The following is a 16,147-nucleotide window of genomic DNA, read 5'->3' as shown; positions in this document are numbered from 1 at the left end:
AATCAAATAGCATTTTGATATTCGATAAAGTTTTATGTGGGTGATTCAATCGAGCAATGACACCAGCTGCGGTTCGATCGTTTGGGCGTTTATTTGAAGCAATGCCAACGTGACAGGCAACTTGAAGCGTCGACGCCCGGCGCTACCGGGATTGACGAACAACCGCTCACCGCGCCATTCAATGCACGGCTTGTGCGAGTGTCCGGTGATCACCAGCTGGATGCCGTCATCGAGCCTGGCCGCCACGTCGGCCATGTCATGCACCAGCAAAACCGTCCAGCCATTGAGCTCCAGGCGCAGGCAGTCGGGCAACTCCCGCGCCCAGGGCGCGTCCAGATCGTTGTTGCCGCGCACTGCATCCACCGGCGCGATCGCGGCCAGTTGGTCGAGGATCTGCGCGCTGCCGATGTCGCCCCCGTGAAGAATGCGCTCACAGCCTTGCAGGGCGGCAAGGGCTTCGGGGCGGAGCAAACCGTGGGTGTCGGAAATGACGCCGATTTTCATTGCAGTCGACTCGAGGGGCATAGTGGCACGTGCCGGGCTTTGAAGTCGGGTTCTATCATGACCGTTGGGGGAAACACCAATAACGCAACACTTGTAGGAGCCGGCTTGCCGGCGATGGACTCAAGTGCGCCGCGTTTTTCCTGCTTACCCGCGTCATCGTTGACGACCATCGCTGGCAAGCCAGCTCCCACAAGGACCGCGTCAATCCCGGGAAACCCCGACGACGCAGAACCTGTAGGAGGCGGCTTGCCGGCGATGGACTCAAGTGCGCCGCGTTTATCCTGTTTACCCGCGTCATCGTTGACGACCATCGCCGGCAAGCCGGCTCCTACAAGGGACCATGTCCACGCTGCCGTCCACGCCGCCCCCTAACTCAGGGTAATCGCCCAGGTGATAAAGCCGGCAATGCCGGTGGTACAGGTCAGCGCAATCAGGAAAAGCGCATCGGTCAGCTTTTCCAGAAAGGGACTGCGCTGCATTTTTCGGGTGCGCAGCGTCCAGTAGGACAGCAGGGTGGTGATCAAATACAAGATGGCGTTGATCGCAAGAAAGTCATCACCCAGCGAGTTTTCACTCCTCAACGTGGTGATGACCTGGAATATCCCGATCACCGTGATGCAGACGCCCACCATGGCGGCGGAGGCGGTGAAGACATGAACGCAGATGTCTTCATCGAGACTGACAGGCGACTTGTTCTCGCTCATCGGGTGTCACCCCTTCAAGGGTCAAGACCGATATCTGCATCCATTACCCCGGACGCCACTAGCTTTGTGGCACTACCCGCGCTTCGTTGCCGGAACCCTCGACATAAACGTTCATGCCTTTTTTCAACGCGGGGTTGATCGGCTGGGTCACCTGGACCAACACGCCGCTGTGGGTGCGGACGATGATCTGCTGGGCGTCCATGGGCTGATCATATTTTTTCTTTTCGACGTAGTTGCCGCCTACACCGCCGGCGAGGGCTCCCGCGACCATTGCCACATCACGGCCGGTACCCTGGCCGATCAGGCTTCCCAGGGCTAAACCGCCGATACCACCCAATATGGCCCCGACGCCGCTATCGTGATTGGTCTGCATCTGGGTCTGGGTAATCTGCTCGATCTTGCCCGAACGAATCTCCGTCTCGCCTGCGCCTCCACTCACGGAGTCGACCGCGGAACAGGCACCAAGCACTAAACCAAGCAGCGTAATCGTCAGCCAGGAAACGATAGTTTTCATCGTCGAACTCCATTTTCAGAGGAAGTGGTTCATGCAAAAGCATCCATTGACGTTAGACGAAAAAGCGGCCTCTGCTGTCAATGTGGCGCCAGGGGCCATTCAGTCATCGATAGACATCGCTTCATCCAGGTGATCGATGTGCTTGAAACGCTCAACCAGAAAATCGATAAGACTGCGCACTCGCGCCGACAGGTGTAACTGTTGTGGGTAAACCGCATAGACATCGGCGCGGGTCGGTGTCTGGTCTTCCAGCACTAATCGCAAGCGACCACTGCGCACATACCTGGCGATGTCCCATTCGGCCCGCAGCAGAATGCCGTAGCCTTCCAGTGCCCAGTTCAAGGCCACTTCACCGTCGTTACAGCCCAAGGCACCGCGCACCTTGATGTTTTGCGTGCGCCCCCCGTTGGTGAAGCTCCAGACGCCGTAGGGCGTTTCGTTCTGCCGCAGGAAGATGCAGTTGTGTTGCTGCAAATCCGTCAAGCGTTGCGGCACGCCGTGCTTTTCCAGGTACAGCGGTGACGCGCATAACAAGCGGCGATTGGAGGCGATCTTTCGCGCATGGAAAGCCGCGTCCGGCAGTGTGCCGAAGCGAATGCCCAGGTCAAACCCGTGAGTAGTCAGATCGAGCGGGTGATCGCTGATTTCCAGCTGTACTTCCACTTCCGGGTACTGCGCGAAAAACGCGCCCAGGGCAGGGCCGATGTAACGACGGCCAAACCCCAGCGAAGCGTTGACCCGTATCAGGCCTTTGGGCGTAGCCCGACTGCTGTTGATCAACTGCTCGACCTCATCGATCTGGGTCAGGATCCGGGCGGCATGGGAAAAAAGCAGTTCACCTTCCGAGGTCAGACTCATCGAGCGCGTGGTGCGATTGACCAGGCGCACACCCAGTCGTGCCTCCAGCGCGGTGAGACGCTTGCTCACCGCCGGCGGCGTGATGCCCAGCTCTCGTGCCGTCGCGGCGAGGCTGCCTTTGTTGGCCAGGAGGTAAAAAAATGACAGATCCAAGGCTTGGTTCATTCGTAACTCAAAGTTATTTATGTAGTGATTCTGAGTAACTCACACCTATTTGTTCACTACATATACTCCGCTCACACCCTGATTGAACAGCCCGTTCGACAGGCAAAACAAGAACGTCAAGAGAGTGGAGTTGACCATGAGTGCATACAAGATTGCAGCGGTTCCAGGTGATGGCATCGGTGTTGAAGTGATCGCCGCAGGCGTCGAGGTGCTGCAAGCCCTGTCGAAAAAATCCGCCTTCGAACTGGATTTCAAACACTTCGACTGGAACTCGGATAACTACCTGAAAAACGGTTACTACATTCCTGAAGGCGGTCTGGAAGAACTGAAAACCTTCGACGCGATTTTCTTCGGTGCCGTGGGCGCGCTCAACGTACCGGATCACATTTCCCTGTGGGGCCTGCGCCTGCCGATCTGCCAGGGCTTCGACCAGTACGCCAACGTACGCCCGGCCCGCGTGTTGCCAGGGGTGAAAAGCCCGCTGCTCAATGGCGAGCAGATCGACTGGGTGGTGGTGCGGGAAAACTCCGAAGGCGAGTACTCCGGCAACGGTGGTCGAGTACACCGGGGTTTGCCGGAAGAGGTCGCCACCGAAGTGTCGGTGTTTACCCGTGCCGGGGTGGAGCGTATTCATCGTTTTGCCTTCGAACTGGCGCAGAGCCGCCCACGCAAACACTTGACCATGGTCACCAAGTCCAATGCCCAGCGTCATGGCATGGTGTTGTGGGACGAGATTTTCTACGAAGTCGCCAATGATTTCCCCGACGTCAGGATCGACAAGGAGCTGGTCGACGCCGTGACGACGCGCATGGTGCTCAAACCCTCGACGCTGGACGTGATCGTCGCCACCAACCTGCACGCTGACATCCTGTCCGACCTGGCCGCTGCACTGTCCGGCAGCCTGGGTATCGCGCCGACCGCCAACCTGAACCCGTCGCGCAAATTCCCCTCAATGTTCGAACCGATCCACGGTTCGGCGTTCGACATCACCGGCAAGGGTGTGGCCAATCCGATTGCGACCTTCTGGACGGCGGCCATGATGCTCGAGCACCTGGGGGAAGCGGCTGCGGCGAAACAGCTGATGTCGGCCATCGAAGCCGTGACCGAAAGCGGTTTGCATACCCCTGATCTGGGCGGTACGGCCACCACCCGCCAGATCACGGATGCGGTCATCGCGCTGATCAACCGCTGATATTTTCCAGTGATTCAAAGTAGTACTGCGGCACTACGCCAAGGGGCGGATCTCTGGACCCGGCTCCTTGGCATTTCCTGACAACAATAAAAAATCAGGGCCCTGTCATGAAAAGAATATTAGGCAAACTCTACGTACAAGTGCTCATTGCGGTCGTCCTCGGCGCCATCGTCGGGGTGTTCGTTCCGGAAACCGGCGTTGCGCTCAAACCCTTGGGCGACGCGTTCATCAAGTTGATCAAGATGCTCCTCGCACCGGTGATTTTCCTGACCGTGGTCACGGGGATCGCCCGCATGGAGAACATGAAGGAGCTGGGCCGGGTCGGCTTTCGCGCGCTGCTGTATTTTGAAGTGGTGTCGACCCTGGCGCTGGTGGTCGGGCTGGTGGTGGTCGATGTGTTCAAGCCCGGCGCGGGCATGAACATCGATGTCGCCACCCTCGACACCTCCAGCCTGGCGACGTACACCTCGGCGGTGAAACATGCCTCGTTCATGGATTTCGTCATGAACATCATTCCCGACACCATTGTGGATGCCTTTGCCAAGGGCAATGTGCTGCAGATCCTGCTGTTTTCCATCCTGCTGGGCATTGCCCTGGCGCATGTCGGGCCGCGCGGGAAAGTCTTTGTCGACACACTGGACAGCCTGATGCAGGGCATGTTCCGCATCGTCAACATGGTCATGCGCCTGGCGCCGATCGGTGCCTTTGGCGCCATTGCATTCACTATCGGCAAGTACGGCTTCGGCTCGTTGTTCTCCCTCGGCAAACTGATGGCCTGCGTCTATCTGACCTGCGCAGTGTTCGTGATCTTTGTGCTCGGGCCTATCTGCCGCTACAGCGGTTTCAGCCTGTGGAAGTTCCTCAAGTTCATCAAGGAAGAATTGTTCACGGTACTGGGCACCAGCTCTTCGGAATCGGTGCTGCCGCAGATGATTTCCAAAATGGAAAAGGCCGGTGTATCCAAACCCGTCGCCGGGATGATCATTCCATCCGGTTTGACCTTCAACCCGGACGGCCAGGCGATCTACTACACCATCGCCGCGATCTTCATCGCCCAGGCAACCAACACGCCGCTGACCCTGACCGACCAATTGATCGTGCTGGCCGTCTTGATGTTCACCTCCAAGGGATCGGCAGGCGTCACCGGGTCAGGGTTCATCATCCTGGCCGCCACCTTGTCGTCCCTGGGGACCATTCCGGTAGCGGGCATGGTGCTGCTGCTGGGCGTCGATCGCTTCATGTCCGAGGCTCGGGCGATCACCAATACCATCGGCAACGGTGTCGGCACCATGGCGATTGCCAAATGGGTCGGGGCACTGGACACGGTGAAAATGCACAAGGCGCTCAACGGCGAGATAGCAGAGCAGAAGCCTGAGGTTGTACAGGCGCAGGCTGTCCATGTCCCTTCTTCAGTGACGGGCAGTCCCTTGCTGCCCAGCCTTGAAAAGGCCTCGAGGGTGTAATTGCAGGGCCCCTCGGGGCCCTTTTGTATTTCTGCACGTTTTTACAGCGCCCTGCATGGCATCGTGCACCAGGCGGATGCAGCCCAATGGACTTTCGCCTGCATCCACCCAAGCGCACTCAGGATCAGGAGTCTGCTGGCGACTGGCACAAAGGCTGCAAGGTTCACGTCGGACTCACCTGCAGTGCCTGCCTCGGGACACCCTCGGTCAACGACGACCGATTGGCCGGGCAGAGCGTGGGTGACACTGCAAAAGAACAGGCAAAGGCGCCTGAAACCGAAGGGTTTCAGGCGTTTTTTTTTGCTTTTTCAACCGATCTCGGGGGCACTTATGAAAACAGCCGCACAATTGCTCAAACTGAAGGTCATGCAAAACCAGCATGTCCATAGCATCGCACCTGATCAGATGGTGCTTGAAGCGCTGAAGTTGATGGCTGAAAAGAATGTGGGGGCGCTACCCGTGATTGAAGAAGGGCGGGTGGTGGGTGTCATCAGCGAACGCGACTACGCGCGCAAAGTCGTTCTACAGGGCCGCTCTTCGGTCGGTACGCCGGTGCGGGCCATCATGAGCGCGCCCGTGGTGACGGCAGACAGCAGGCAGAGCATCGAGCGTTGCATGGTGGTCATGACCGACAGTCATCTTCGACATCTGCCGGTGGTGGACGGTGATCAACTGATTGGCCTGCTGTCGATTGGTGATCTGGTGAAGGAAGCCATCGTCGAGCAGGCCGACCTGATCCGGCAGCTGGAGCACTATATCCGTGGACAATGAAGCGACCCGGGCTGAAACGGATGGCGGCTATGGTGTGCCGGGTTCGGATGGAATAAGGATGACCAGATCCGTATCACCGATGTCGACACCTGCTTGTGAAAGCAAGGTCGTGACTTGCCCGCGGTGGTGGGTCTGGTGGTTGAAGAAGTGCATGAGCAAGCCATAAAAATCCTTGTCGGCGGGCACTCCCTTCATGCTTGAGTAGTTGAGGATGTGATCCAGGTCCGACTCGGTAATGGAGCGAGACCAATCAACAATGACCTGGTCGAGCCACACTCGATGTGCCGACAGCTCGCGGATATTCGAGAACAGCAACTCGTTGAGGTTCCTGGGGGCAGGCAGCTGTCGAATCGGCTCCAGCGCCGGATAGTTCGCCGGGTGCGTCGCGAAGCGCTTGAGCCAGACGGTGTCCCCGGCCACCAGGTGATTAAGCGTGCCGAGAATGGAGCCGAAGAATGCTTTGCGGTCCACTGCGAGCTCTTCATCGGACAGGCTGTTGGCCGCTTGATAGATCTTTGCGTTCATCCACTGGTTGTAGGTCGCCATCAGGCAGGTATGGCGGGTGCGGCTCATGGTGTTACTCCTTTCAGGTCACCCATATTGAAGTCTGTTTTCCAAACAGTCTCTGCGTTTTTACACACTCTGGGTCGGGAGCGGCCGCATCTTTACCTGTAGGCCTGGGTTCTGGCCCGGTTCAGTGCCAAGGCGCTCCGCATCAGGCTGCGCAATCGGAGAGTTGCCTGCGCAATCGGGGAGGTTGGCAGGCAGTGCAATCGCTAGTTTAGGGCTCATCCACTACCACGACGTCGGTGCCGGTTTGCGCAATGCCGGTGGTGTGGACTAAGGGAAACCTTTAGCCGGGTTGGAGATTACCCCTCAACGGATGCTGTTCATCTTGATACCCGCGCGGGGCCTACTGACTTACCTTGCACAGGCACGAAGCGTGTCGTCGTAGCGGATTGCACCATTGAGCCCCCAGGCGCTTTACCCGATAACAACAAAAGACCAGCGCTTTTAGTTTTTAGTTTAATTCTGCTCCTATAAATACAGTGCCCAGCACATACAGATGTGGAGAAGTTAGATGCATGAAGTAAAGCAGCCTTGCCGTGGGCTCAGTATTGCCAGCGTGTTGGGGATGATCTGTTCGCCATTGGCAGTACATGCCGATGTTATTGATGACAGTCACTTCAAAGTCGATACGCGTAACTTCTACTTGCACCGTAATTACACCAATACCAATGCGCCGGTTTCTGAAGTGCATAGTTGGTCTCAGGGTTTCGATGCGCAGTTCACCTCCGGTTACACCGACACGGCCCTGGCCATCGGTCTTGATGTGGACGCGCAATACGCCGTGCGCCTGGATTCGTCGGGCAACGACGGTTCGCTGCCGTACAGCGTCAGCGACCAGCAGACGGCCGATGACTACAGTCGCGCCGGTGCAACCTTGAAGATGCGCTACAGCAAGACCGAGTTGAAGGTGGGTGACCTTCGTCCACAACTGCCGGTGGCCTACGATGACACCAGTCGGCAGTTGGATACGATCTATCAAGGCGCTGTGGTCGAGTCCAGGGAAGTCGATGGGTTGACGCTGACCGGCGGTCGTTTCTGGTCGGCGGCGACACGGGAATCTTCCAACCACGAAAAACTGTACAAGTTTGGCTCCACCGATAATCTCGACAGTGACGGCCTGGACTTTGGCGGCGCCACTTACGACATCACCAAAAACCTGCAAGCCAGTTATTTCTATGGCGTGTTGCACGATATTTATCAGCAACACTATTTCGGCCTGATGCACATGGTTGACTTGGGTAATGGCTACAAACTTAAAACCGACTTGCGCTACTTCAACAACAATGAAGACGGCAATGCCTTGAATGGTGAAATCGACAACCGTTCCTACGGTGGCTTGTTCACCTTGCTCAAAGGCGCCCACATGTTTGGCCTCAGTTACCAGCGCATGCTCGGTGACAGCGTGTTCCCGACGATGAACGGTTATATCCCGCAACCCTACCTGGTGCACTGGTCGTCCCTGGGGTTCGTCCGCCCGGGTGAAAAGTCCTGGGGCGCTCGCTACAGCTATGACTTTGCCGGCATGGGCATGCCGGGGCTGAAGCTCTACACCCGCTACATCAAGGGCACCCACTGGAACCGCGGCAACAACCTCAGCGACAACCAGGAAAGCGAACGTTTCCTCGGGCTCAGCTACGTGGTCCAGAGCGGGGCGCTGCAAGGCCTGGGGCTGGACGTGCGCAACATCGACGTGAAACAGAAGTACGGCTACGACTACAACGAATTCCGAGTCGCCACGACCTACACCTGGAAGTTCTGGTAAGCCCGGTCCACCCAGTGATTGACCCCATAACAATAAGAGGCCTGACCATGTTCGAACCCTATGTCCTTTGCATCTGCCCCGCAACTTTCCAGTCGTTGTTCTGCGCATCGCTACGCGCATGAGCGGATTCCAAGAGGAGCAAACACTAGTGAATATCCAGGTCGATAACGCGGTCCTGCAAAAGAAAAAAACCTACCTTTACGAGTGGTACGTGGTCGGCCTGTGCATGGTCGCCTACATCTTTTCATTTGTGGATCGGCAGATCCTGGCGTTGATGATCGAGCCGATCAAGGCCGACCTGCAGATCAGCGACACCCAGTTCAGCTTGCTGCACGGGCTGGCCTTTTCGTTGTTCTACGCCTTCATGGGCATGCCCATCGCCTACCTGGCCGACCGCTTTTCGCGACCGAAGATCATCGCCGTCGGCGTCGTGTTCTGGAGCCTGGCGACAGCGGCCTGCGGCCTGAGCAAGAACTTCCTGCAGATGTTCCTCGCGCGCATTGGTGTCGGCGTCGGCGAAGCGGCCCTGTCGCCCTCGGCCTACTCGATGTTCAGCGACATGTTCCCCAAGGAGAAACTCGGTCGCGCCGTGGGCATCTACTCGATCGGCTCGTTCGTCGGTGGTGGCCTGGCCTTCCTGGTGGGCGGCTATGTGATCGCGATGCTCAAGGACATGAACACCATCGAGGTCGCTTTTCTCGGCGCGATGAAGGCCTGGCAGCTGGCTTTCTTCATTGTCGGCCTGCCCGGCATCGTCGTCGGCCTGTTGATCTGGCTCACGGTGCGCGACCCGGCGCGCAAGGGCCTGCAGGTCGATGCGCAGGGTAAGGCGAAGAAGGTCGCGATGACCGATGGCTTGCGCTTTCTCGGCCGGCACCGTGCCACCTTCACCTGCCATTACCTGGGTTTTTCGTTCTACGCCATGGCCCTGTTCTGCATGATGAGCTGGAGCCCGGCGCTGTACATCCGCAAGTTCGGCCTGTCGCCAATGGAGGCGGGCTACATGCTCGGCACCGTGCTGCTGGTGGCCAACACCGCCGGGGTACTGTTCGGTGGCTGGCTCACCGACTATCTGGCCAAGAAAGGTCATCAGGATGCGGCCATGCGCACCGGCGTCATCGGTGCCCTCGGCATGGCGGTGCCGGCCGTACTGTTCCCGCAAGCCGATCAACTATGGCTGTCGGTGACGCTGTTGGTGCCGGCGATGTTCTTCGCCTCGTTCCCGATGCCAGCCTCCACGGCGGCGATGCAGATCCTCGCGCCGAACCAGGTGCGTGCACAGGTTTCTGCCGTGTTCCTGCTGATCAGCAACCTGCTGGGCCTGGGCCTGGGCACCACGCTGGTGGCGTTGCTGACCGACCGCTACTTCGGCTCGCCCGCGGCGGTGGGCTCGTCGATGTCACTGGTAATCGCCGGCGCGTCGGCCTTGACCGTACTTCTACTGTGGCGCGGTTGCCGTCGCTTCCGTGAAAGTTATGCCCGGGAATATCCGACCCGGGCCTGATCAGCCACAGACCGCAATCGGCACCTCGGCCTCGCTCCTTCAACGGATGCGGGGCTGATGTGCTTCAAACAGGGGGAACCCTTGATGTTGAATGACGTACACCTGCTGGAACGGCACAGCCTGCTCAGCTCGGCCGATTACCGCGAGATCAAGGACAAGGTCAGCCACTACCTGTGCCCGCACAGTTTCAACGTACTGCGTGACGAGCCGATGTACACCCGGCTCAACGGCGTGTTTTTCGGCGATTCGGCGCTGCTCGACTTGAGTTATGGCGCGCCGGTGGAGATCACCATCGGCGACATCGCCGATCAGTACCTGTTCCGGATTACCTTGCAGGGGCAGTGCGAAGTCGCCCACGGTCGGCGCAGCGCGGCGATGCAGTCGGGCTACCTGAGCGTGTCCTCGCCGTTCGCGCAAAGCCGCATCGTCACCGATGGCGAGTGCCGCAACCTGATCCTGCGAGTCGACCGTGATGCCCTGGAGACGCAACTGCAACGCCTGCTCGGCCGCAGCCTGCGGCAGTCGGTGATCTTCGATGTCAGCGTCGATCACCTGGGCGCCGGCGTCGTCAGTCTCTATCACACCCTGGATTACATCTGCCGGCTGTACGGCAGCGGCGTCGACGGTTCGCGCCTCGCCGGCGGGTTGTCCGAATACCTGATGCAACTGCTGCTCACCCAATTGCCGCACAACTACTCGGCGGATCTTTTGCTCGATTCGCGCGCGCCGCTGCCGCACCACGTGAAAAAGGCCCGTGACTACATCGAGGAGCACCTCGACCAACCGATCAGCCTGACAACCTTGAGCGAGCTATGCGGCGTCTCGGTGCGCACCTTGCAGAACGGCTTCAACCAGTTCCTCCAGCAAGCGCCGGTCGAGTACATCCGTGACCGCCGGCTGGCGATGATCCACGAGTCGCTCAAACAGGGCGGGGGCGGTGAAACCGTCACCGATATCCTGCTGCGTCACGGCATCAACAGTTTCGGGCATTTCTCCAGTGCCTATCGGCAACGCTATGGCTGCCTGCCGTCGGATACCCTGCGGCGGCAGAAGCATTGAGACTCCTGCGCAATCCGTCATTCGGCTGCGCAATCGGATGAGTCTGTGGCGGTGCGGCTCGATAGGATCGAGTCTCCAACAAAAAGGAGTATCTGCATGAATATTACCGTGCTGGGTGGTGGTCACGGCTGTTACGCCGCTGCTGTCGAAATGGCTGAAAAAGGGCACCAGACCCGCCTGTGGCGCCGAGACTGCGCCGCGCTCAAGGAGCTGCTGGCCATCGGCAGCCTGACCATCAAGGACTACAAGGGCACTCGCCAGTTGTCCGTCGGCCAGCAGGGCGACAAGCTGTCGTTCACCGACGACCTGGCTGAAGCCCTGGCCGACGCGCAACTGGTGATCATCCCGTTGCCGTCGACCTCCCACGAAGACCTCGCCAGGCATGTTGCGCCACACCTGCACGATGGTCAGGTGGTGTTCCTGCCGCCGGGTACGTTCGGCAGCTTCGTGTTCGCCAAGGCCATGGCCGATGCGGGCAACCGCAGCCAGGTCGCCTTCGCTGAAACCGGCACGCTGCCGTACCTGGTCCGCAAGCACGGCGCCAGCGACCTGGTGATCAGCGGCTACGCTACCCGCCTGCCAACCGGTGTATTCCCCAGCAACCTGTCCGAGCACGCCTTCTCAGTGCTGCGCGAGGCCTACCCGAGCGTCGAGCCGATTGAAGACGCCCTGAGCGGTGCGTTGATGAATGCGGGCCCCATCATTCATCCGCCGCTGATCATGATGAACGCCGGTCCCCTGGAGCATTTCGAGTCCTGGGACATTCACAACGAAGGCACCCAGCCGTCGATTCGCCGCGTGACCAACCAGCTCGATGCCGAGCGCATGGCCGTGCGCGAAGCACTGACCTACGGCGCGCCGCACTTCCCGCTGGCCGATCACTACAACACCACCGAGGGCGAGGAGTGGATGTACGGTCGCGGTGCCCATGGCAAGCTCACCGACAGCGGCGACTGGCGCGAAGACATTGACCTGCAAAAGCATCGCTACATGCTCGAAGACACCCGCCTGGGCCTGTCCTTCCTGGTGTCCGTCGGCCGCTGGGCCGGTGTGCCGACCCCGGTCGCGCAGGGCTTGTTGAGCATTGCCTCGGTCGTCGCCTGTCGTGACCTCTACGCCGAAGGCCGTACCCTGGAAAACCTCGGCTTGGCCACGCTGAGTCGGGCGCAGATGACCGAACTTCTGACCAAGGGCTACAACTGATGAACGCCGCGCTGCCTCAAGTGAGCGTGGTCGGCGCCGGCCGGATGGGCGAGGGCATAGCCCTGGCGTTCATCCATGCGGGCCTGCCGGTAACCCTTATCGACATCAAGGACCGTGCCGAGGATGAGCGGCAAGGCTACTTCGAGCGAGTGCGCAACAACATCCGCAGCGAACTGCAGACGCTGGTGCGCCTCGGCATGCTCCAGCTGGAACAGGCGGACATCGCACTATCGCGGTTGACGCTGCAAGACCGATCCGAGGCTGCGGGGACATTGCGCCAGTGCGACCTGGTGTTCGAAGCGGTGCCGGAAGTCATCGCGGTCAAGCAGCAGACTTTCGCCTGGGTCAGCGAACATGTCCCGGCGTCGACCATCATCGCGTCCACCACCTCGACATTCCTGGTCACCGAGTTGAGCGAAATGGTCAGTGAGCCGCAGCGCTTCGTCAACGCGCACTGGCTCAACCCGGCCTACCTGATGCCGCTGGTGGAAGTCAGCCGCAGCGCAGCGACCTGCCCACAGGTGGTCGAGCGGCTGCTGCAACTGCTCAAGCGCATCGGCAAGGTGCCCGTGGTGTGCAATCCGGTGGCTGGCTACATCGTGCCGCGCATCCAGGCATTGGCGATGAACGAAGCGGCACGGATGGTGGAAGAGGGCGTGGCCAGCGCGGAGGATATCGACACTGCGGTACGCGTCGGCTTTGGCCTGCGTTTCTCGGTGTTGGGCCTGCTCGAGTTCATCGACTGGGGCGGCGGCGACATTTTGTACTACGCCTCGCGCTACCTGAGTGGAGCGCTGTCACCGCGTTTCGAGTCGCCGCAGGTGATTGCCGACAACATGCAAAACGGCCGCAATGGCTTGCGCGATGGCCAGGGTTTCTATGATTACCGTGACCTGGACGTGGACGCCTACAAGCAGCAGCGTCTCGGCGAGTTTGTGCGCAAGCTGGAGTTGTCGGGGCTGACGCCGCAGTTCGAGGGAGCGCTGGAGCAGGGCTGAGCATCAGGCGGGGAATCGGGTTATCCAGTGCCTCTCCCGGCCAATGCGGGTGGGGCGGGCAGCCGCCATAACCGGTCAAGTCGCGGGCGGACATCAGCCCAGCTCGAAGGTGGTGACGCCGAACACGCGTTCGTGCGCGATCGCCGGGGGAGGGCCGAGGTACATGCGTGCGCAGCCCAACACCTCGGTCATGGCCTGTTGCTGCACCAGTGCCATTGCTGCGGGGTTGTTCTGCGGGGCATCGAGAAACAGCGGGCCACCCTGCGCAAATTGCGCCAGGCGCACGTACAGGGCATTGGCTGCCCGGGCGTCATCGGCGAACAAAGGGCCGACCTTGCAGCCTTCCCGGCAGCGCCTGACTACGCCATAGCCGCTCAGCCTGCCGTCGCGCCGACAACCCACGGCGAGTGCATCGGGCTGGGTTATCCAGCCGCTCAGGAAGGTCGCGCGCTCGGCGGGGAAACAGGTGCGGTCGTAATCGACAACCTGATCGAACGGCACGCTGGCCAACGGCACGATGTCCTCGTCGCCTGCCGGCGAGGAGCGTTGGCTGATCCCGGCACGAAAACGCATGTTGCGATGGGAGAAGACGAAACCACCCTTGGCGTAGTAGTCCTGCATCGCGAAGACGCCGTCCATGCCGATGCTCGCGCCAGGGCGCAGGCGGGCGAGGAGGCGCTCGCGGCGTGCGTGCCAGAGGGTATTGCCCAGGCCTTGACCGCGATATTCAGGCCGGACGATGAAAAACCCCATGAAACCGAAATCGCCATGGTAGGAGGTGATGGCGCCGCCGCCGATCAGTTCGTCGCCCCGGCACGCCGCGATGAAGGCGTCAGGGTCCGTGGCCCAGAACAGCTCGGCATCGTGAAAACCGGGATTCCAACCCTCGCGGGCAGCCCAATCGACGAGCTCGTCCAGCTCGGGACGGGTCATGTTGCGTATGACCAGCTGATTCGACACCGCGAAGTTCTCCTCAGTCGCTGACCAGGCCTGTGGTCAATCCCCACGCCGAACCCTTTGGGTATAGCTTCAAGCCGGGTATTGAGCCAGGTCGTCACGTCAGCTCAAGGCGCTCATCGGGGCATTTTCAGGAAGCGCTGTTCATGATCGGGATCAGGCAACAGGCAGGTGTCGTACTTGCCGAAGAGTCGATAACGGTTTAGCGCAATGCGGTCGTAGGCCCAGTCCAGCAGTTTGCGCGGGAAGATGCGCAACAGATTCACCGGGCGCCAGCGTGCGGGCAACTGGGCAAAGACTTCGAAATACGCATCCGAACGGTCCCAGTAGTGCCGGTCGCGGATCACCGCCAGGGTGTCGAATCGGTCCAGGGGCAAACCCGCCCAGGCGAGCAGAGCCTGCCCCTCGGGCGACTGAACCGCCGCCAGCCGCAGGCGCCGCTGGCGGTCATGGCGAATCAGGAACCGCACCCAGCCGTTGCACAGCTTGCAGACACCGTCGAACAAGACCACCGTCTCTCCGGGTTCGAGCAGTGGCGCGGGCGAGGGGCGGACTTGCGAGGCTGGCATTGGCGTGGGTCCGAGGGAACCTGGTGATCCCGGATCATAACCGTGTGCCAGCGTTAGCGTCTGCATCGGGCCGATGAGCTAGGCGCCGGTGTGGGTGGCGGCGCACTGTTTTACGCGTTTGTGGTTTTTTGGCGCCCTCATCAGCAGCGGGCCGAATGTTGCCAGCAGGCCCAGCATGATCAACGGGAAGAACATCAGCGAATCCAGACCGAAATGGCTGACGATCACGGTGATGGCGGCGGGCCCCACGAGCATGCCGGAGAAACCGATGCAATTGACGATGCCGATGTTGCGGCCCGCATGTTGCGGGTCCCGGCGTCCGGCGGCGGAAATCATCAGCGGCGCGATGCAGGAAAGGCCGAGGCCGAACAACGCGAAGCCGAGGATGCCGGTAACGGCCGTGCCGCCGACGATGGTGAGGGTCATTCCAAGGACGCAGATCGTCCCGCAGGCGAACACCACTTGGGCATTGCCGAAGGTTGCCGCCAGCCGGTCGCCGAACAGACGCCCGATGAACGCCGCACCGACGAATATCGACACCGCCATGCCCGCGGTGGAAGTCGAGGTCGAGAACTCGCGGCGAATGTATTCCTGGCCCCAGTCGGCGATTGCGTTTTCACCCATCATGCTGCCCAGCAGCAGGGTACCGAGCGCAATCATCACCAGAAACGTTTTGGTCGACGGCCCCTTGCCGATTTCATCTGCGGTCTGAGCGCCCGCTTGCCAGTCGCCCAGGGCAGCGTCGGGGACGTCATGCTTGCCCAGCAGCCACCGGCTGAATATGCAGCCGATGATCAGCATGGCGATACCCAGCACGGTAAAGGGCACTTGTACGCTGTCGGTGTAGAACCCCGTCAGCCAGCTGCAGGCCATCCCCAGCAGAAAACCACCCAGCGAATAGAACGCATGGAAGCCGGACATGATCGAGCGCTGATAAAACCGCTCGACCTGCACGCCATGGGCATTCAGCGCCGTATCCAGGGCGCCGCGCAGCAAACCCAGGACAACGCCAAAGCACATCGCGAACCAGAAACCGCTGACGAAACCCAGCGGGATAATCGACAGCGGGTAGGCGAGGGCGCATACGGTGATCACCGGTTTTGCACCGAAGGAGTCCAGCAGACGGCCGACCAGCAGTGCGCCTGCCGCCGAGCCGACGCCGACCCCGAGTGCGATCAGGCCGAAGTTGGCGTCACCCAGCTCACCGGTAAAGCCCAGTTGTGTCCTGAACACACTCACCCCGGTCGACCAGATGTACATCATTGCGCCGATCATCATGAATCCGAGAAAGGTCGCGATACGCGCCTTGCGGATGCGTTTGGGCACTGGAGTTTTTTTAACGTTGTTCATCACG

At 60.2% G+C, this 16,147-nt stretch carries 17 protein-coding genes; 9 read left to right on the top strand and 8 right to left on the bottom strand.

Annotation, left to right across the window (positions count from 1 at the left end):
• Positions 1 to 45: 45 nt before the first annotated feature.
• The 4 genes from EI969_RS07950 to EI969_RS07935 form a co-directional block, all read right to left on the bottom strand.
• A complete protein-coding gene (locus EI969_RS07950; RefSeq protein ID WP_160386967.1) occupies positions 46 to 504 on the bottom strand; it encodes a metallophosphoesterase family protein in 459 nt (152 codons plus the stop codon).
• 368 nt (positions 505 to 872) lie between these two features.
• Positions 873 to 1,208, bottom strand: a complete 336-nt coding sequence (locus tag EI969_RS07945; protein ID WP_160386966.1) for a hypothetical protein — start codon at positions 1,206 to 1,208, stop codon at positions 873 to 875.
• A 58-nt stretch (positions 1,209 to 1,266) separates the two neighbouring features.
• Positions 1,267 to 1,722: a glycine zipper 2TM domain-containing protein gene (locus tag EI969_RS07940; protein ID WP_110657647.1), complete on the bottom strand. Its 456-nt coding sequence runs from the start codon at positions 1,720 to 1,722 to the stop codon at positions 1,267 to 1,269.
• A 99-nt stretch (positions 1,723 to 1,821) separates the two neighbouring features.
• A complete protein-coding gene (locus EI969_RS07935; RefSeq protein WP_160386965.1) occupies positions 1,822 to 2,745 on the bottom strand; it encodes a LysR family transcriptional regulator in 924 nt (307 codons plus the stop codon).
• Between the two features lie 136 nt (positions 2,746 to 2,881).
• Between EI969_RS07935 and EI969_RS07930 the strand changes: the two genes are divergently transcribed.
• From EI969_RS07930 to EI969_RS07915, 4 genes are all read left to right on the top strand, one after another.
• The gene (locus tag EI969_RS07930; RefSeq protein ID WP_160386964.1) at positions 2,882 to 3,937 is read left to right on the top strand and encodes a tartrate dehydrogenase; all 1,056 of its coding nucleotides are present in this window, start codon (positions 2,882 to 2,884) and stop codon (positions 3,935 to 3,937) included.
• 107 nt (positions 3,938 to 4,044) lie between these two features.
• The gene (locus EI969_RS07925; RefSeq protein ID WP_160386963.1) at positions 4,045 to 5,400 is read left to right on the top strand and encodes a dicarboxylate/amino acid:cation symporter; all 1,356 of its coding nucleotides are present in this window, start codon (positions 4,045 to 4,047) and stop codon (positions 5,398 to 5,400) included.
• An 86-nt stretch (positions 5,401 to 5,486) separates the two neighbouring features.
• Complete coding sequence (locus tag EI969_RS07920) at positions 5,487 to 5,789, top strand: hypothetical protein (RefSeq protein WP_160386962.1); 303 nt, start codon at positions 5,487 to 5,489, stop codon at positions 5,787 to 5,789.
• Positions 5,731 to 6,171: a CBS domain-containing protein gene (locus tag EI969_RS07915; protein ID WP_160386961.1), complete on the top strand. Its 441-nt coding sequence runs from the start codon at positions 5,731 to 5,733 to the stop codon at positions 6,169 to 6,171. Before EI969_RS07920 ends, EI969_RS07915 begins: the two co-directional genes overlap by 59 nt.
• A gap of 27 nt (positions 6,172 to 6,198) precedes the next feature.
• Here EI969_RS07915 and EI969_RS07910 read toward each other — a convergent pair whose 3' ends face one another.
• Positions 6,199 to 6,744 (bottom strand): DinB family protein, encoded by a 546-nt coding sequence (locus EI969_RS07910; protein ID WP_160386960.1) that lies wholly within the window; start codon positions 6,742 to 6,744, stop codon positions 6,199 to 6,201.
• A 508-nt stretch (positions 6,745 to 7,252) separates the two neighbouring features.
• Between EI969_RS07910 and EI969_RS07905 the strand changes: the two genes are divergently transcribed.
• The 5 genes from EI969_RS07905 (at position 7,253) to EI969_RS07885 (ending at position 13,267) form a co-directional block, all read left to right on the top strand.
• A complete protein-coding gene (locus EI969_RS07905; protein ID WP_160386959.1) occupies positions 7,253 to 8,503 on the top strand; it encodes an OprD family outer membrane porin in 1,251 nt (416 codons plus the stop codon).
• Between the two features lie 148 nt (positions 8,504 to 8,651).
• Positions 8,652 to 10,007 carry an MFS transporter gene (locus EI969_RS07900; RefSeq protein ID WP_160386958.1) on the top strand — a complete coding sequence of 452 codons (1,356 nt, stop codon included), beginning with the start codon at positions 8,652 to 8,654 and terminating at the stop codon, positions 10,005 to 10,007.
• A gap of 84 nt (positions 10,008 to 10,091) precedes the next feature.
• Entirely contained in the window at positions 10,092 to 11,066 is a 975-nt protein-coding gene (locus EI969_RS07895; RefSeq protein ID WP_160386957.1) for an AraC family transcriptional regulator, read from the top strand.
• A gap of 96 nt (positions 11,067 to 11,162) precedes the next feature.
• Entirely contained in the window at positions 11,163 to 12,269 is a 1,107-nt protein-coding gene (locus EI969_RS07890; RefSeq protein ID WP_160386956.1) for an NAD/NADP-dependent octopine/nopaline dehydrogenase family protein, read from the top strand.
• A complete protein-coding gene (locus EI969_RS07885; RefSeq protein ID WP_160386955.1) occupies positions 12,269 to 13,267 on the top strand; it encodes a 3-hydroxybutyryl-CoA dehydrogenase in 999 nt (332 codons plus the stop codon). Before EI969_RS07890 ends, EI969_RS07885 begins: the two co-directional genes overlap by 1 nt.
• A 93-nt stretch (positions 13,268 to 13,360) precedes the next feature.
• Here the strand turns inward: EI969_RS07885 and EI969_RS07880 are convergent, their stop codons facing one another.
• The 3 genes from EI969_RS07880 to EI969_RS07870 form a co-directional block, all read right to left on the bottom strand.
• Positions 13,361 to 14,227: a GNAT family N-acetyltransferase gene (locus EI969_RS07880; protein ID WP_160386954.1), complete on the bottom strand. Its 867-nt coding sequence runs from the start codon at positions 14,225 to 14,227 to the stop codon at positions 13,361 to 13,363.
• Positions 14,228 to 14,340: 113 nt separating this feature from the next.
• The gene (locus tag EI969_RS07875; RefSeq protein WP_160386953.1) at positions 14,341 to 14,793 is read right to left on the bottom strand and encodes a thiol-disulfide oxidoreductase DCC family protein; all 453 of its coding nucleotides are present in this window, start codon (positions 14,791 to 14,793) and stop codon (positions 14,341 to 14,343) included.
• A gap of 78 nt (positions 14,794 to 14,871) precedes the next feature.
• Positions 14,872 to 16,143, bottom strand: a complete 1,272-nt coding sequence (locus EI969_RS07870; RefSeq protein WP_160386952.1) for an MFS transporter — start codon at positions 16,141 to 16,143, stop codon at positions 14,872 to 14,874.
• Positions 16,144 to 16,147: the final 4 nt, after the last annotated feature.

The organism is Pseudomonas sp. PB101, assembly GCF_009764265.1.
Lineage (GTDB): Bacteria > Pseudomonadota > Gammaproteobacteria > Pseudomonadales > Pseudomonadaceae > Aquipseudomonas.
Note: the sequence above shows the minus strand (reverse complement) of the source record. Positions and strands in the feature narration are given on the sequence as shown.

Coding starts and splice junctions, on each gene's coding strand:
- EI969_RS07935 (WP_160386965.1), bottom strand. CDS start 2,745: ATGAACCAAGCCTTGGATCTGTCATTTTTTTACCTCCTGGCCAACAAA.
- EI969_RS07945 (WP_160386966.1), bottom strand. CDS start 1,208: ATGAGCGAGAACAAGTCGCCTGTCAGTCTCGATGAAGACATCTGCGTT.
- EI969_RS07895 (WP_160386957.1), top strand. CDS start 10,092: ATGTTGAATGACGTACACCTGCTGGAACGGCACAGCCTGCTCAGCTCG.
- EI969_RS07870 (WP_160386952.1), bottom strand. CDS start 16,143: ATGAACAACGTTAAAAAAACTCCAGTGCCCAAACGCATCCGCAAGGCG.
- EI969_RS07890 (WP_160386956.1), top strand. CDS start 11,163: ATGAATATTACCGTGCTGGGTGGTGGTCACGGCTGTTACGCCGCTGCT.
- EI969_RS07930 (WP_160386964.1), top strand. CDS start 2,882: ATGAGTGCATACAAGATTGCAGCGGTTCCAGGTGATGGCATCGGTGTT.
- EI969_RS07885 (WP_160386955.1), top strand. CDS start 12,269: ATGAACGCCGCGCTGCCTCAAGTGAGCGTGGTCGGCGCCGGCCGGATG.
- EI969_RS07940 (WP_110657647.1), bottom strand. CDS start 1,722: ATGAAAACTATCGTTTCCTGGCTGACGATTACGCTGCTTGGTTTAGTG.
- EI969_RS07910 (WP_160386960.1), bottom strand. CDS start 6,744: ATGAGCCGCACCCGCCATACCTGCCTGATGGCGACCTACAACCAGTGG.
- EI969_RS07925 (WP_160386963.1), top strand. CDS start 4,045: ATGAAAAGAATATTAGGCAAACTCTACGTACAAGTGCTCATTGCGGTC.
- EI969_RS07905 (WP_160386959.1), top strand. CDS start 7,253: ATGCATGAAGTAAAGCAGCCTTGCCGTGGGCTCAGTATTGCCAGCGTG.
- EI969_RS07915 (WP_160386961.1), top strand. CDS start 5,731: ATGAAAACAGCCGCACAATTGCTCAAACTGAAGGTCATGCAAAACCAG.
- EI969_RS07920 (WP_160386962.1), top strand. CDS start 5,487: ATGGACTTTCGCCTGCATCCACCCAAGCGCACTCAGGATCAGGAGTCT.
- EI969_RS07950 (WP_160386967.1), bottom strand. CDS start 504: ATGAAAATCGGCGTCATTTCCGACACCCACGGTTTGCTCCGCCCCGAA.
- EI969_RS07875 (WP_160386953.1), bottom strand. CDS start 14,793: ATGCCAGCCTCGCAAGTCCGCCCCTCGCCCGCGCCACTGCTCGAACCC.